Source organism: Companilactobacillus suantsaicola (assembly GCF_004745525.1).
In the GTDB taxonomy this organism is placed as follows: domain Bacteria; phylum Bacillota; class Bacilli; order Lactobacillales; family Lactobacillaceae; genus Companilactobacillus; species Companilactobacillus suantsaicola.
Map to the genome: position 1 here is coordinate 21655 of NZ_RKLY01000015.1, position 15263 is coordinate 36917.

Genomic DNA, 15263 nt, shown 5'->3' on the forward strand with positions numbered 1-15263 from the left:
TAATTTTGCGATAAAGCAATCTATAATAATAGATAAAATTAAAAAGCACTCATTGAGTGCTTTTTATTGTAACGGGGTGAATTGAATGAAGAAAAATAAGGATTATACTCCTGAAGAAGTGTTAGATATTTGTCGTGGATATATGAACGACGATCACGTGGAATTTGTTAATAAAGCTTACCAGTTCGCGGCCTATGTTCATAAGGAACAAAAACGTGCCACAGGTGAGCCGTACATTATTCACCCAACTCAAGTTGCACAAATTTTGGCTTCTTTGAATATGGATCCGTATACAGTTGCCGCTGGTTATTTACATGATGTAGTCGAGGATACCAACATTACTCTGGGGGATGTGAAAGAGTTATTTGGTGATCAGGTTGCTACTATCGTGGACGGCGTGACTAAAATCAGCAAGTATAAATATCACTCTCATCAAGAACTTTTAGCCGAGAATCATCGTAAGATGCTTCTAGCAACCGCTAAAGACTTGCGAGTTATTATGGTCAAATTGGCTGATCGGTTGCACAATATGCGGACACTAAAAGCTTTACGTCCTGACAAGCAACGTCGTATCGCTACTGAAACTTTGGAAATTTATGCTCCTTTAGCTGATCGTTTAGGTATCAGTAAGATCAAATGGGAACTAGAAGATCTGTCTTTGCATTACATCAATCCACAGCAGTATTATCGCATCGTTCACTTGATGAACAGCAAACGTGATCAGCGTGAAGCTTATATCGCTGAAGCGATTGATTACATTAAGAAAAACGTTGACGCTTTGCACATCAAATATGATATTTATGGACGTCCGAAACACATTTATTCCATCTATAAAAAGATGCGTGACAAGCATAAACAATTTTCCGAGTTATATGACTTGCTGGCGATCCGAATTGTGGTTGAATCAGTTAAGGATTGTTATGCAGTTTTAGGTTCGATTCACTCAAAGTGGAAGCCAATTCCGGGCCGTTTCAAGGATTATATTGCGGTTCCTAAAGCTAACGGCTATCAATCACTCCATACGACGATTATTGGACCTGGTGGACAACCACTTGAAGTGCAGATCAGAACGTTTGCCATGCACCAGGTTGCTGAATATGGTGTTGCGGCTCACTGGGCTTATAAAGAAGGAAACTTTGAAGGAGTTCACCTTGATGAAGATGAACAAAAAATTGATGTTTTCCGGGAAATTCTTGAGTTGCAGGAAAATTCTAGTAATGCATCTGACTTTATGAAGTCAGTCAAAGGTGAAATTTTCAATGATCGCGTCTATGTCTTTACTCCAGAAGGCGAAGTAATTGAATTGCCAAAAGGTGCGGTAACTTTGGATTTTGCTTATCAAGTTCATACCGAAGTGGGTAATCACTCAGTTGGAGCTAAGATCAATGGCAGAATGGTGCCACTTAACTATCAATTGAAAAATGGTGACATCGTCGAGATGTTGACGAACTCTAATTCGGAACCAAGCCGTGACTGGGTCAACGTCGTCTTTACTTCGCGAGCCCGCAACAAAATTAAACGTTACTTTAGAACTAAAGACCGTGAAGAGAACATTGAAATTGGACGTGAACAGATTGAAGAAGAATTAAAGAATCGTTCACTTTCCAGTAAGAAGTATTTGGACAAGAAGCATTTGGAATTGGCAATGAAAGTCTTTAATTACACTGATCCAGATGAATTATTCAATGCGGTTGGTTATGGAGAGCTGTCACCAATCAACGTGGTTCACAAGTTGCTTAATGAAGATCCTGAAAAGAAGAAGGAAGCTGAGAAGAAGGAACTTGAAGAATCAGTTATTACTAATGAGGAACAGCCTAAACAACCTCAAACTGACAGCCCTAAACTGCAAAAAGAGCGTAACAATGCCAACAATAGTATTTCTGTTCAAGGAATTGATAATTTATTAATTCGTTTAGCCAAATGTTGTAGTCCAATTCCGGGAGATAAAATTGTCGGTTATATCACTAAAGGTCGAGGGCTAACAATTCATCGTGCGGACTGTCCAAATGTTCAAAGTGAAGAAGCTAGACGACGTTTTATTGATGTCAGTTGGGATAATGTGACAAAAGAGAAGCGTTACTCAGCAGAACTTGACATTTACGCTTTTAATCGTAACGGTCTGATCAACGAAATATTGCAAGTAATTAATTCCAATACCAACACTTTGAATAATGTCATTGGACGCTTGGATAAAGAAAAGATGGCAATTGTGCATGTAAGTATCGGGGTAAATAATAAGGAGCATTTGGATAGTATTATTTCAAAATTGAAGAATATCCCAAATGTCTATGAAATAAAGAGGACGGTAGCGTAATTTTATGAAAGTTGTTATTCAACGAGTTTCACAAGCTAAAGTCACTGTCGATCAAAAAATCCTTGGTCAAATTGATCAAGGATTTTGTTTGCTAGTAGCTTTTGCAGATGAAGATAACGAAGAAACTATTAATTATATGGCGCGCAAGATTGCTAATATGAGGATATTTTCTGATTCTGATGATAAAATGAACTTGTCAATTAAAGATGTGCAAGGTAGCATTTTATCGATTTCTCAGTTTACACTCTATGCTGATACCAAGCATGGGAATCGACCAAGCTTTACTGGAGCCGGGGACTTTAAGTCTTCGAGTAAAAAGTATGATCAATTCAATGAGGCCTTGCGTGCCTTTGATTTAAATGTTGAAACTGGTGAATTTGGAGCAGACATGCAAGTGTCACTTACAAATGATGGACCAGTAACTATTTTAATGGAGCGATAATAATGAAAAGTATTGTTTGGGACTTTGATGATACCATTGCTAATAGTTATCCCGGAATAGTCGCAGCAACACAGGAATCACTTCGGGAAAATTTTGGCATTAGTCTATCAAAGGACACTATCTTTAAAGAATCAAAAAAAACATCAGTTAGAAAATACGTCACACAATTGTTACAAGATCAAGACGACGTTGATGCTGCCGTAAAGGTATTTTACAAAACGTATCATCATGTTGAGAGTCAGTATCATGATAAAATCACACTGATTCCTCACGTTTTAGATGCTTTGGAATACTGTGATGAAAAGCACTTTATTCAATTTGTCGTGACACACCGCGATAATTCTATTTTTGATTTAGTTAAGAACCTCGGAGTCGAACACTATTTTAAAGAAGTTGTCAGCGTTGAGGATGGCTATAAACGTAAACCAGATCCAGATATGTTGAACTATCTGATGACAAAATATGATTTAAAAGCTGAAGATTTATGGGTGATTGGCGATCGGCAAATCGATGTCGATTTTGGTCGAAGTGTTGGTGCCCACACGATTTTATTGAATGATTCAAAAGTTGATTTTGATTATGATAATAAAATTAGTGACTTATTAGAAATTAAAAATTTACTTTAACGAATATGAGGAAACCTGTTTGGAAAAATTAACTTACGATCAAATCGTTGCGATTCACTTGGAAATAGAATCTGGCGAAGAAATTATTTTTAGCGAAAAAAGACTTCGCAGCAACATTGAATTCTTAAATCAATTTGATGATTTATATTGGTATGCAACCCATCTGATTTGTACGATTATTCGGGATGATATTTTTGAAAAGTACAATCTTGAAACAGCTTTGATTACATTAGACTTTTTCTTACGTCACAATGGTTATACGTTAGGCGATAATGATGAACAAAGAAAACAAATGTCTGAGTTATTGCACAATATTCAAACTGCTGATGAGTTAAAAAAGGATGAGTTAGCAGAAATTAGAAATACTTTGAAGGAATTGATCACTAAAGACTAGTCTTTTCTGATATTTAGCTAGAGTTTAAACTTAGAATTAAGTTATGAAAGATTGAACTAAAAAATCCGCCCTAATGATTTTTCATTAGGGCGGATTTTTTAGTTTTTGTTTTTTTGAACTTGTTCTTTATAAATCTTATGATATTTTTTCCATTCTGGTTTGTCCATCAAATAAGTACTACCAGTTTTCATGTTTCGAACTTTGAAAGTGTAGGAGAAAAAATATAAATCAAGCAAAGAACCTACCAAGAAAATGAGCCCAAGCCCACGCATCATCAAAGTTGCTAAGCCAACGACCACTTCGAAGATTTGACGATTGCCATAAGCTCGAAAAAGTTTCGGTAAATTGCCATCTTCATCATATAATTCAGCAACAGTTTTCTTTGGAAAAATATTTTTGAGTCTATTCATAATTTAACTCCCTTAAAAAAATCATTAGAAATATTATAACAAAGTTAATTGAATATTAAACCAATTACTCATAATCAATTTCATATATTCCGCAAAAAGGTATCGTTCGTTCGCCTGTGAATTGGGATATCACGCCACCATGAGTAACACAAGCAATGCAATCATATTTATTTTTGTAGCGGTCTAATACAGATTTAACTCGAGCTATAACTTCATCGCCAGTTTCAAAATCGAGGACTGAATTGTGAGTACCATTAAGAAAATCTTGATAAGCGGTGTCCAGTTCTTCTTTTGTTGCATCAGATCTATTCGCTTTATCAGGACGCCATTCATGAAGTAATAGTTCAACTTGACTGGGGATTTGGTGATATTTGAGAAATTCATGTGCCGTTTGCATAGTTCGTGTGTAAGGGGAGACTAATATCATTTGGACCTCTTGAAAAATTGGACTTTGCGCAGCTTTATCAGCTATTTTGATCCCTTCTGGAGTCAATCTAGTTAAATCTCTTGCCAAGCCTTTATAACCTGCAGCATCGACTTGTGAAAAGTCTGGTTCAGAATGCCTAATTAGATAAACTTTCATGATCAACCGCCTTTATTTGTTTTACTTTTACTATATCAGATAGAACACAAAAAAATCGGGAAGCCTGATAGTTTCCCGATTTTCCTACTTAAAGTATTCTTTAAGACCATTTGTAACATCTTTAGCAACTTCATTCCGATAAGAAGTTGAATTGATGTATTTATAATCACTTGATGAATTGATATAGCCCAGTTCAAGTAGAACTGAAGGTTGGCTATTGTAATGCAAGACATAAAGATCTTTTTGAGCGGTGCCACGACTACCGATGGAAAGATTCTTTAGTTGTGAGTTCAAATCATCAGCTAATTGTCCATCTTTGTTCTTGTTGTAGTAGTAAGTAGTTACTCCTGAACCCACATTATCCTGAGCACTAGAGTCAAAGTGTAGACTGATAAAGGCATCTGCTTGGATACGACTAGACAATCTAGCTCTTTGACCAAGCGTCTTACTACTGTCGCCAGAACGAGTTAGAACTACGCGAGCACCAGTTTTTTCAAGCTGATCCTTGATGGCTTTGGCGAACTTGAGTGTGAAGTTCTTTTCGTAAGTATTACTCTTAGACTCAGCCCCAGAATCATCGCCACCGTGACCTGGATCAATTACAATCGTTGCTTCAGAAATATTGGTTGCAGCAGATTTAACAGCACTCTTAGTACCAGAAATAGTTACGACCCAACTAGCAACATAGCCGATAGAACCATCACTGTCACGGACTTTATACCATTTGCCATCTTTTCCGAGGTAATCAAAACGTTTACCAACTTTAGCAGTTTTGACAATTCGACCATTAGCGTTTGGTTCAATTCTGATTTTAGTATTTGGTTGAGTCACAGTGACTGATTTAATATCATTATCAGTATTGGAGGTATTAGTTGAACCGGATGTTTGTTGAGTTCCTTGAATGAAACTAGATCTGACCCAACCGGCAGTTCCATTATAAAGAATCTGCGTCCAATCTTGTTCTTGATAAATAATTGTAACTTTTTGTGATTGTTGAATCGTACCTAAGACGTTGCCATTGGCATCAGCCGTCTTAAACACAGTCGTATTAGGAACTTTTACGATTCCAACTTTATTGGTTGCTGAACTTACCTCAGTATTGTTGATCAACCAGCTGGCGATCCAGCCAATTTTATCTCCGGATAATCTAACTTGATACCATTTGTTTTTTTCAGCTAAAATGGCTAATTTATCGCCTTTTTTAACTTGTCCCATATTACTGTATGCTAATCCGGGACCAACTCTAACATTGACTGATTCTGATTCAACGACGACTTGATTAGCACTAGCTAAGGCGACCGTTGAAAAGCTGGACAATATGAGTAAAAACACAATAGCAACAAGAATCCGATTTTTAATGAAGAATTTTTTTATTTTTTCCATCATACCAGATCCCTCTATGGTAATAGATGCGTACTATATACGTATATCTTACTGAAAAAAGTGACAACTTGAAAGCAACAATCACATTTTTTTACAAAAACTTGACTTTATAGCCGTTTTCGACTAATCTACAAATATATTAAAGAACCAATAATTGTTTTACAGAGAATCTGGTAGCTGAGAGCAGACAACAATTGAGCACGTGACTATTTATCGTTTGGCAGGCGTTAACTGCAGCAAAAATACTAGGTGGTACCGTGCAAAAAGCACCCTTGTCTGAATTGGACAAGGGTGTTTTTTATTAAGGAGGAATATATGCGTTATCAAAAACCTAAGGGGACGATGGACATTTTGCCGGGTGAATCTGAAAAATGGCAATACGTTGAATCAGTCGCTCAAGATACTTTTAATAAGTACCGTTTTTCTGAGATTAGAACTCCAATGTTTGAATCTTACGATGTTTTTGAAAGATCATCTGGAGATACTTCAGATATTGTTTCAAAAGAAATGTACGATTTTCACGATAAAGGAGATCGCCACATTGCTTTAAGACCGGAAGGAACAGCCGGAGTTGTAAGAGCTTATGTGGAAAATAAATTATATGGCCCCGATCATATCAAACCTTATAAAGTTTGGTACAAAGGACCAATGTTTAGATATGAACGTCCACAATCTGGTCGTCAACGTCAATTCCATCAAATTGGTGTGGAAGCTTTTGGTTCCGATTCCCCAGAATTAGATGCTGAAATTATTTCAGTAGGTTTGGAATTCTTGCATCGTTTAGGAATTAAAAATTTGAAAGTTGCCTTGAATACTTTGGGTGATCCAGAATCACGTGCAGCTTATCATCAAGCTTTGGTTGATTACTTTACACCGTTTAAAGATCAATTGAGCGAAGATTCCAAAGTTCGACTAGAAAAGAATCCTTTAAGAATTCTTGATAGTAAAGATGACAATGATAAGAAAATCGTTGCCAATGCACCATCAATTTTGGATTATCTAAACGAAGCTTCTAGCCAACGTTTTGAATACTTGAAGAGTTTACTAGAAGACTTAGGTATCAATTATGAAGTTGATTCAACTATGGTTCGTGGATTAGATTATTACAACCATACTATTTTTGAATTTATGGTAACGGATCCAGCTTTTGATAATAAAGAAATTACTGTCCTAGCTGGTGGTAGATACAACGGTTTGGTTGAAGAATTGGGTGGCCCTGAAACTCCTGGTATCGGTTTTGGATTAGGAGTAGAGCGCTTGATGTTGTTGATCGATGATAAAAATGTTCCAGCAACATCAAACTTAGATGTGTACTTAGTTACTATCGGTGACAAAGCAGAACGTGCTTCGGTAAAAATTTTATCCGAATTACGCTTGGCTGGTTTCTCCGCCGATAAAGACTACTTACAAAGAAAAATCAAAGCCCAGTTCAAGACTGCCAATAATTTAAATGCTAAATACACGGTAACTATTGGCGATACTGAATTGGAAAATGATACAGCCAGCGTTAAGAATATGGCAACTGGCGAACAAGTCAGTGTATCATTGAAGAATTTAGCTGAAGAATTGAAAAAGATCGAGGGATAAAGATGGAAGAAAGAACAGACTATTGTGGCAATATTACTGAAAAATACGTTGGACAAAAAGTTTCACTAGACGGATGGGTTCAAAGACGCCGTGACTTAGGTGGCTTAGTTTTCGTTGATCTAAGAGATTACAAAGGAATTGTTCAATTAGTATTTAATACTGATCACAAAGAAGTACTTGAAGTAGCAGAAACATTAAGATCTGAATACGTAATTAATGCCATTGGTACTGTTAGACTTCGTGGTGAAGGTGCCACTAATGACGATATGACAACTGGTAAAGTTGAAGTTGTTGTTGAAAAAGTTGAGATTTTGAACAAATCATTGACACCACCATTTGAAATCAAAGATGATATCGATTCTTCTGAAGAAACAAAATTAAAGTATCGCTATCTTGATCTTCGTAGACCAGAAATGCAAAAGGCCATTAGAACTCGTGCTCAAATCAAGCATTCTGTAAACGAATATCTTTATGAAAATGGCTTTATTGACATTGAAACACCAAACCTTACACCATCAACACCAGAAGGTGCCCGTGATTATTTGGTTCCTTCACGTGTTTATCCAGGACGTTTCTATGCCTTGCCACAATCACCACAATTGTTCAAGCAACTATTAATGGTCGGTGGATTCGATCGTTACTTCCAACTTGCACATTGCTTCCGTGATGAGGATCTTCGTGGTGACCGCCAACCAGAATTTACCCAAATCGATCTTGAAACTAGTTTCATGAGTAAAGAAGAAATCCAAACTGTTACTGAAGGCTTAATTGCTCGTGTTATGAAGGATGAGAAGGGTATTGAGGTTAAGACACCATTCCCAAGAATTGATTGGGATGACGCTATGGATCGCTACGGTTCAGATAAACCTGATGTTCGTTTCGGTATGGAACTACAAAACTTGAATGATGTCTTGAAAGATACTGAATTTAAAGTCTTCAAGAATACTATCGACAACGGTGGCCAAGTTAAAGCTATTGTTGTTAAAGATGCGGCTGACAAGTATTCACGTAAGAATATTGAAGCTTATCAAGAATACATCAAGCGCTTTGGTGCTAAAGGTCTTGCTTGGTTCAAGTTCAATGATAACGATATGACTGGTGGCGTTTCGAAATTTATCAAGGATCACAAGGACGCTTTGGTTGAGCGTCTAGGCCTTGAAAACAACGACTTAGTACTATTTGTTGCCGACAATAAAAAAGTTGTTGCTGACGCTTTAGGTTATTTGAGAAATGCTATTGCGAAGGAACAACACTTGTATGATCCAAATGAATTTGCCTTTATCTGGGTTGTTAACTGGCCATTGTTCGAGTATGACGAAGGTATCCAAAGATGGACTGCTGCTCATCATCCATTCACAATGCCAAATGAAGAAGATGTTCACTATCTAAATGATGGCGAAGATCCTCATAAAGCTTATGCTCAAAGTTATGATATCGTCTTGAACGGTTATGAACTTGGTGGTGGATCAATTCGTATCCATGATTACAAGATTCAAGAGAAGATGCTTAAAGCTTTGAATTTCACAAAAGAAAAAGCTTACGAACAATTTGGCTTCCTACTAGATGCTTTGCAATACGGTTGTCCTCCACATGGTGGTTTGGCTATCGGATTGGATAGATTTGCAATGTTATTATCAGGCAAAGACAATATTCGTGACGTGATTGCATTCCCTAAGAACTCAAATGCTACTGAACCAATGACACATGCTCCACTTGACGTTGCAAAACAACAATTGGATGACTTAGGTATTGAAGTAAGTAAAAAAGACTAATAACTAACTGATAAATGCAGATCCGAAAGGGTCTGCATTTTTTTCTGTAGTTTGGGTGGTGGATGGAGGACGGCATACTTAACAAAAACAAATTTAAGAAAAAGATTTTATCGATTATTGCATTTTCAAAGTTTATTGTTGTAAACTTAGAACAATATTAGAAAAATCTTTAAATTGTGCACAATTGAACAAATGATTTAATTGTGGCAGTATGCTTGTGAGCATATTGATAGATTTAATTTTTCTGGTGTTTATACTGTACTTGTAGTTATTGAGAAGGAGTGATTTTTATGGCAGAGTACAAGAAAAATCTAGAGGGACTTTCAGATATACAACGTAGCGTTACCCAAGAGGCTGACACGGAACGTCCATTTTCTGGCAAATATGATAACTTTTACAAGAAAGGTATCTATGTTGATATTGCTAGTGGTGAGCCACTATTTTCTTCAGCAAAGAAATTTGATGCTGGTTGTGGTTGGCCTTCATTTAGCGAACCAATTGCCAAGCTTAAGGAAAGTCGCGATACTCGTTTAAGTCGTGAAAGAACTGAAGTTAGAAGTGAGGATGCCAATTCACATTTGGGACACGTCTTCAATGATGGTCCTAAGGAATTAGGCGGTTTGAGATATTGTATCAATTCAGCAGCTTTGAAATTCATTCCTTATGAAGAGATGGATGCTGATGGATACTCAGACTACAAGAAATACGTTGAAGAGGGAGACGCTGAATAAATGAAAAAAGAAACTGCAATTTTTGCTGGTGGTTGTTTCTGGTGCATGGTTAGTCCATTTGATAAGCAACCGGGAATTATCTCTGTTGTCTCTGGTTACACTGGCGGACACGTAGAAAATCCTACTTACGAACAAGTATGCACTGGTACCACAGGACACACCGAAGCAGTTAAGATTACTTATGATGCTGATGTGATCTCTTATAAACAATTAGTTGAAATCTATTGGATGGTCGCAGATCCAACTGATGCCACCGGCCAATTCCAAGATCGTGGCGATAGTTATCGTCCTGTTATTTATTACGCCGACGAACAACAAAAAAGTATCGCTGAACAATCGAAAAAAGATTTAGCTAATTCTGGCGAATACGATGAACCAATCGTTACCCAAATTCTTCCAGCTAAGCCATTTTACGATGCCGAAGACTACCACCAGGACTTCTACAAAAAGAATCCTGAACGCTTTGAATTAGAAGAAAGTGGCGGCCGTGGAGAATTTATTAAAAAACATCTTAAATAATCTGAAATATTTTTCATTTGTGCTAATATTGTTTAGGTAACTTAAGAACAATTAGGAGAACTTATAGTATGGGTGAAATAGATAAGCTGATCGAAAGACATCAATACTTATCCAAAGTTTCAGTAGCGTTTTTATATTCAATTGCTGTATCAATTGCGGTTAACATGTTTTGGACACCGGGCGGGATTTATGGTTCTGGTGTAACCGGTGCAGCCCAGTTGATTTCAACAATTTCACATCGATGGTTGCCATTTAACTTGTCGACAGCGGTTATGTATTTTGCGTTAAATGCACCATTATTTGTCTTGGCTTGGCGAAAAATTGATCACAAGTTTACTATTTTTACAGTGATTGCGGTAGCTTTAGCCAGTATGATGATGCATATCTTGCCACCAATTAAAATTACCGCTGACCCATTAGTTTGCGCTATTTTTGGTGCGGTAGCTAATGGTTTTGGTACCGGAATGGCCCTAAGAAACGGTATTTCAACTGGTGGAATTGATATTCTTGGAATCATCTTACGTAAGAAGACTGGTAAAAGTGTTGGTACGATCAATATTATGTTTAATATTTTCATCGTTGCCTGTGCTGGTTTTCTTTTTGGATGGGTTCACGCTTTGTACAGTGCTGTTAGTATTTTTATTAACGGACAAGTAATTGATATGATTTATAATAAAGATCAAAAACTTCAAGTGATGATCGTTACTTCTAAACCAAAAAATGTTATTACACAAATTCAAAATGAAATGAGACGTGGTATTACCATCGTTCATGACGTCGAAGGTGCATATAAGCACGAAGAAAAGACAATTCTGTTTACAGTTATTTCTCGTTCAGAATTGCATGATCTAGAAACGGCGATGACAATTTCTGATCCGCATGCCTTTGTTAGTGTCACCGATACTGTCAAAGTCATGGGTAGGTTCTACCAAGCTCACATATATTAAAAAAAGCGAAGTCTACGGGCTTCGTTTTTTTGTATGCTATACTTTATGTGATTTTAATTGATGGAGGAATTTTGATGATAATTGGTTCACACGTGGCAATGAAAGCCCCAAAGATGTTGGCAGGATCTGCTAAAGAAGCACACAGTTACGGTGCTAATGCGATGATGATTTTTACAGGAGCTCCTCAAAATACACGTCGAAAGGATGTTTCAGAAATGAACATACCTGAAGGCAAGCGCCTGTTAGAAATGTATGGCATCAAGAATATCATTGGTCATGCACCTTATATCATTAACTTAGGAAACACTTTAAAACCTGATAAATTGGAATTTGGTATCGATTTTATGCGTGGAGAAATCAAACGTTGTGATGCTTTAGGAATTCAAGCGTTAAGTTTTCATCCAGGCGCTCATTTGAAGCAAGGGCCAGATGTCGCCTTAAAGCAAATCGGTCAAGCTTTGAATGAAATCATCGATCCTAATCAAAAAGTTTCAATTGCGATTGAAACGATGGCAGGCAAGGGAACAGAAGTAGGAACAAGTTTCGAACAAATTGCCCAGATTTTTGATAACTGCGCTCAAAACGATAAGTTGTCCGTCACAATGGATACTTGCCATATGAGTGATGCTGGTTATGATGTCAAAAATGATTTCGATGGTGTCTTGAATGAATTTGATCACATTATTGGCTTGGATAAATTATCCGTAATTCATTTAAACGATTCTAAGAATGAACGTGGCTCCCATAAAGATCGTCACGAAGACATTGGTTTTGGAACAATTGGATTTGACGCATTAAGCTATGTTGCACATCACCCACAACTAGAAAACGTTCCTAAAATTATGGAAACGCCATATGTTAAAAAAGATGAAAATGACAAAAAGGGGATTGCTCCATTTAAGCCGGAAATTGAGATGCTTTTGGCTAATAAATTTGATCCTGAAATGAAAGAAAAACTAATTAACAATAACTAGGTGGTGTCCTATGGATAAAGAATTAATTTTGAATACTTTATTGCAAATCGATGATCCATTCTATTTAAATACTTTTAAAAATTCGGTAGATGAGGATGAATGGTTTCGTTTAAATGAACATTTTATTCAAGAAGATCTCCAGAAGTATTTTCCAAGTTCAATTAATACTAAAGATCCGCAAGTATGGAAATTTATTAAGTCAAAATTGATGCAATTTGAAATTGATACTGATTAAAACTAAATATAATTTTTTCACAAAAAAATAGCCCAGAATAATCGTTCAATTACCTGGTGCTATTTGTTTTAATGCTCGAAAGCTTTTTATGTTCCACTCCCTAATTGAAGCGGCTTGTTTCACTCTCTATCCTTGGCGATAATCGTTGAAATTTAATTTTTCCATGATAATTGCGGCGGTCTCTTCAATTGATCTGTCTGCCACGTTAATAACTGGACAACCAAGCTTTTCATAAAGTTCATTTGAATAATCTAATTCTTTTTGAATCTCATCTTCACCAGAATAAGTTGTATTAGCACTTAAACCGTAAGCAATCATTCTTTGACTACGAATTTTTCTTAAAACATTCATGTCATTGGTTAAACCAATAATTTTTTTCTTGTCAACTTCCCATAATTCGTCAGGGATGCCGGTTACTGGACTGAGGGGTAAATTAGCCACCTTGATGTTTTTATTGGCGAGATAAAGCGATAGAGGTGTTTTCGAGGTTCTGGAGATTCCTAGTAGAACTAGATCAGCTTCTAAGAAACCTTTAGGATTTTGACCATCGTCGTTGCTGACGGTAAATTCCATTGCCGAGATCATATCGAAGTAATCTTTATCTAGTTCATGCATCAAACCTTTTTTACGAATAGGTTTTTGTTTGATCATTTGTGCAAATGTCCCAATAATAGGATTTAAAATATCATAATAGACGATACCGTTATTTTGACAGTATTGATTGATAACTTCGCAAGTTTCTTCGGAAACAATTGTGTGTAACACCACAGCATGTTGATCTTTAGCCATGTGTAAAATATTTTTTAGCTGAATATCATTTTTTATAAATGGGTACTTAGTGTAAGTAGTGTCCATCTCCGGAAATTGAATAAAGGCTGCTTTAGCAACTCTCAGAGCTGTTTCGCCGACTCCATCTGATAATACAAAAACGTCCAATTTTTGTTTCATAATAAATTCCTCCAAAAAAATTTAAAAAAATATTTGAACATTATCTTCTTTTTGTTATAATAACATATGAACTGCAAGAGCAATAGACAGTTACGTTACAAATCGGAAGGAGGGATTATCATATGGCAAAAACCGTCGTTCGTGAAAACGAGTCGCTTGATGATGCTCTTCGTCGATTCAAACGTTCTGTTTCAAAGAGTGGTACTCTACAAGAATACCGTAAACGTGAGTTTTACGAAAAGCCAAGTGTCAAGAGAAAGTTAAAATCTGAGGCTGCTCGTAAACGCAATAAGAAACGTCGTTAATCGTTTCTCTAAGGTTAAAACATTTTATGTTTTAACCTTTTTTTTATCCAAAGAATTCGTCTTTGTGCTATGATTCAAGTAATAACTGGAGGTTGGGTTTTATTGACAGAAAAAGTTGAACAAAGTAAAAAAAGCATTCTAATTAAGAATCCTCAAAAAGCTATCAACCTTTTTGGAGTTAATGATGGTAATCTACACTTAATTGAGGAAGGTCTCAATGTCGAGATCAATGCGTTTGGTGACCACCTAGATGTAACTGGTGAAGAAGAAAATGTTGATCATACATTGAAGCTTTTGAAAAAATTCATTGAATTGGCTAACAGTGGGGTGATTTTAGGCGCCGCAGATATTGTCAGTGGTTTGAAGATGGATGAACAAGGTACTTTGGATTACTTTGGTGATTTGTACAAAGATGAATTGATCAAAGATTTCAGTGGTAAACCAGTTCGGGTTCGTAATTTTGGACAAAGACAATACGTTAATGCTATCAATCATAATGATATTACCTTTGGAATTGGGCCAGCTGGTACTGGTAAAACTTATTTAGCAGTTGTAATGGCAGTTGCCGCTTTGAAACAAGGTAAAGTCCAACGTATCATCCTTACTAGACCTGCTGTCGAAGCCGGAGAGAGCTTAGGATTTTTGCCGGGTGATTTAAAGGAAAAGGTCGATCCGTACATGAGACCGATTTATGATGCTTTGTATGCCATTTTAGGATCAGATCATACTGGTAGATTATTAGAACGTGGGGTAATCGAAGTCGCTCCACTAGCTTACATGCGTGGTAGAACTTTAGATGAGGCTTTCGTTATCTTAGATGAAGCACAAAATACGACGCGTGAACAGATGAAAATGTTCTTAACTAGACTTGGCTTTGATTCCAAGATGATCGTAAATGGTGATATTTCACAGATCGATCTTCCTGGACATACTCGTAGTGGTTTGATTCAGGCCCAGTCAGTTTTACAACATTTACCACACATTGAATTCGTTAACTTCTCTTCAGCTGATGTTGTTAGACATCCGGTTGTTGCGGAGATTATTGATGCTTATGATGAATCAGATAAAAAAGAAAAATAATATTGGGGAATTA

Annotated in this window: 17 protein-coding genes; 13 read left to right on the forward strand and 4 right to left on the reverse strand. The window is 36.6% G+C overall.

The features are described from left to right. Nucleotides 1–85 precede the first annotated feature (85 nt). The 4 genes from EGT49_RS06930 to EGT49_RS06945 are packed head-to-tail and all read left to right on the forward strand — an operon-like array spanning nt 86 to nt 3776. The gene (locus EGT49_RS06930) at nt 86–2314 is read left to right on the forward strand and encodes a RelA/SpoT family protein (protein ID WP_135372835.1); all 2229 of its coding nucleotides are present in this window, start codon (nt 86–88) and stop codon (nt 2312–2314) included. Between the two features lie 4 nt (nt 2315–2318). Beyond that, nucleotides 2319–2756 (forward strand): D-aminoacyl-tRNA deacylase, encoded by a 438-nt coding sequence (gene dtd, locus EGT49_RS06935; RefSeq protein ID WP_135372837.1) that lies wholly within the window; start codon nt 2319–2321, stop codon nt 2754–2756. Between the two features lie 2 nt (nt 2757–2758). Continuing rightward, nucleotides 2759–3382, forward strand: coding sequence for an HAD hydrolase-like protein (locus tag EGT49_RS06940; RefSeq protein ID WP_135372839.1), 624 nt, complete (start codon nt 2759–2761; stop codon nt 3380–3382). A gap of 19 nt (nt 3383–3401) precedes the next feature. Beyond that, a complete protein-coding gene (locus EGT49_RS06945) occupies nt 3402–3776 on the forward strand; it encodes a hypothetical protein (protein ID WP_135372842.1) in 375 nt (124 codons plus the stop codon). Nucleotides 3777–3874: 98 nt separating this feature from the next. On the opposite strand, the gene EGT49_RS06950 is transcribed toward EGT49_RS06945, so the two are convergent. The 3 genes from EGT49_RS06950 to EGT49_RS06960 form a co-directional block, all read right to left on the reverse strand. Then, complete coding sequence (locus EGT49_RS06950; protein ID WP_135372844.1) at nt 3875–4186, reverse strand: hypothetical protein; 312 nt, start codon at nt 4184–4186, stop codon at nt 3875–3877. 64 nt (nt 4187–4250) lie between these two features. Beyond that, nucleotides 4251–4769 (reverse strand): histidine phosphatase family protein, encoded by a 519-nt coding sequence (locus EGT49_RS06955; protein WP_135372846.1) that lies wholly within the window; start codon nt 4767–4769, stop codon nt 4251–4253. An 84-nt stretch (nt 4770–4853) separates the two neighbouring features. Beyond that, nucleotides 4854–6155, reverse strand: coding sequence for an N-acetylmuramoyl-L-alanine amidase family protein (locus EGT49_RS06960; RefSeq protein ID WP_246013812.1), 1302 nt, complete (start codon nt 6153–6155; stop codon nt 4854–4856). 312 nt (nt 6156–6467) lie between these two features. On the opposite strand from EGT49_RS06960, the gene hisS reads away from it, so the two are divergent. From hisS to EGT49_RS06995, 7 genes are all read left to right on the forward strand, one after another. Further along, nucleotides 6468–7739 carry a histidine--tRNA ligase gene (gene hisS, locus EGT49_RS06965; RefSeq protein WP_135372848.1) on the forward strand — a complete coding sequence of 424 codons (1272 nt, stop codon included), beginning with the start codon at nt 6468–6470 and terminating at the stop codon, nt 7737–7739. Between the two features lie 2 nt (nt 7740–7741). Next, nucleotides 7742–9511 carry an aspartate--tRNA ligase gene (gene aspS / locus EGT49_RS06970; RefSeq protein ID WP_135372850.1) on the forward strand — a complete coding sequence of 590 codons (1770 nt, stop codon included), beginning with the start codon at nt 7742–7744 and terminating at the stop codon, nt 9509–9511. 290 nt (nt 9512–9801) lie between these two features. Continuing rightward, nucleotides 9802–10242: a peptide-methionine (R)-S-oxide reductase MsrB gene (msrB, locus tag EGT49_RS06975; RefSeq protein ID WP_135372852.1), complete on the forward strand. Its 441-nt coding sequence runs from the start codon at nt 9802–9804 to the stop codon at nt 10240–10242. Beyond that, the gene (gene msrA, locus EGT49_RS06980) at nt 10243–10761 is read left to right on the forward strand and encodes a peptide-methionine (S)-S-oxide reductase MsrA (RefSeq protein ID WP_135372854.1); all 519 of its coding nucleotides are present in this window, start codon (nt 10243–10245) and stop codon (nt 10759–10761) included. Between the two features lie 68 nt (nt 10762–10829). After that, nucleotides 10830–11708 carry a YitT family protein gene (locus EGT49_RS06985; RefSeq protein WP_135372856.1) on the forward strand — a complete coding sequence of 293 codons (879 nt, stop codon included), beginning with the start codon at nt 10830–10832 and terminating at the stop codon, nt 11706–11708. Nucleotides 11709–11782: 74 nt separating this feature from the next. Beyond that, nucleotides 11783–12682, forward strand: a complete 900-nt coding sequence (locus tag EGT49_RS06990; protein ID WP_135372858.1) for a deoxyribonuclease IV — start codon at nt 11783–11785, stop codon at nt 12680–12682. 10 nt (nt 12683–12692) lie between these two features. Next, on the forward strand, nt 12693–12917 hold the full coding sequence (locus tag EGT49_RS06995; protein WP_135372860.1) for a hypothetical protein: 225 nt from the start codon (nt 12693–12695) through the stop codon (nt 12915–12917). A 126-nt stretch (nt 12918–13043) separates the two neighbouring features. Here the strand turns inward: EGT49_RS06995 and EGT49_RS07000 are convergent, their stop codons facing one another. Next, nucleotides 13044–13865: a pyruvate, water dikinase regulatory protein gene (locus EGT49_RS07000; RefSeq protein ID WP_135372862.1), complete on the reverse strand. Its 822-nt coding sequence runs from the start codon at nt 13863–13865 to the stop codon at nt 13044–13046. 122 nt (nt 13866–13987) lie between these two features. On the opposite strand from EGT49_RS07000, the gene rpsU reads away from it, so the two are divergent. Then, nucleotides 13988–14170 carry a 30S ribosomal protein S21 gene (gene rpsU / locus EGT49_RS07005; protein ID WP_010019742.1) on the forward strand — a complete coding sequence of 61 codons (183 nt, stop codon included), beginning with the start codon at nt 13988–13990 and terminating at the stop codon, nt 14168–14170. 69 nt (nt 14171–14239) lie between these two features. Next, nucleotides 14240–15250 (forward strand): PhoH family protein, encoded by a 1011-nt coding sequence (locus tag EGT49_RS07010; protein WP_135372864.1) that lies wholly within the window; start codon nt 14240–14242, stop codon nt 15248–15250. Nucleotides 15251–15263 lie beyond the last annotated feature (13 nt).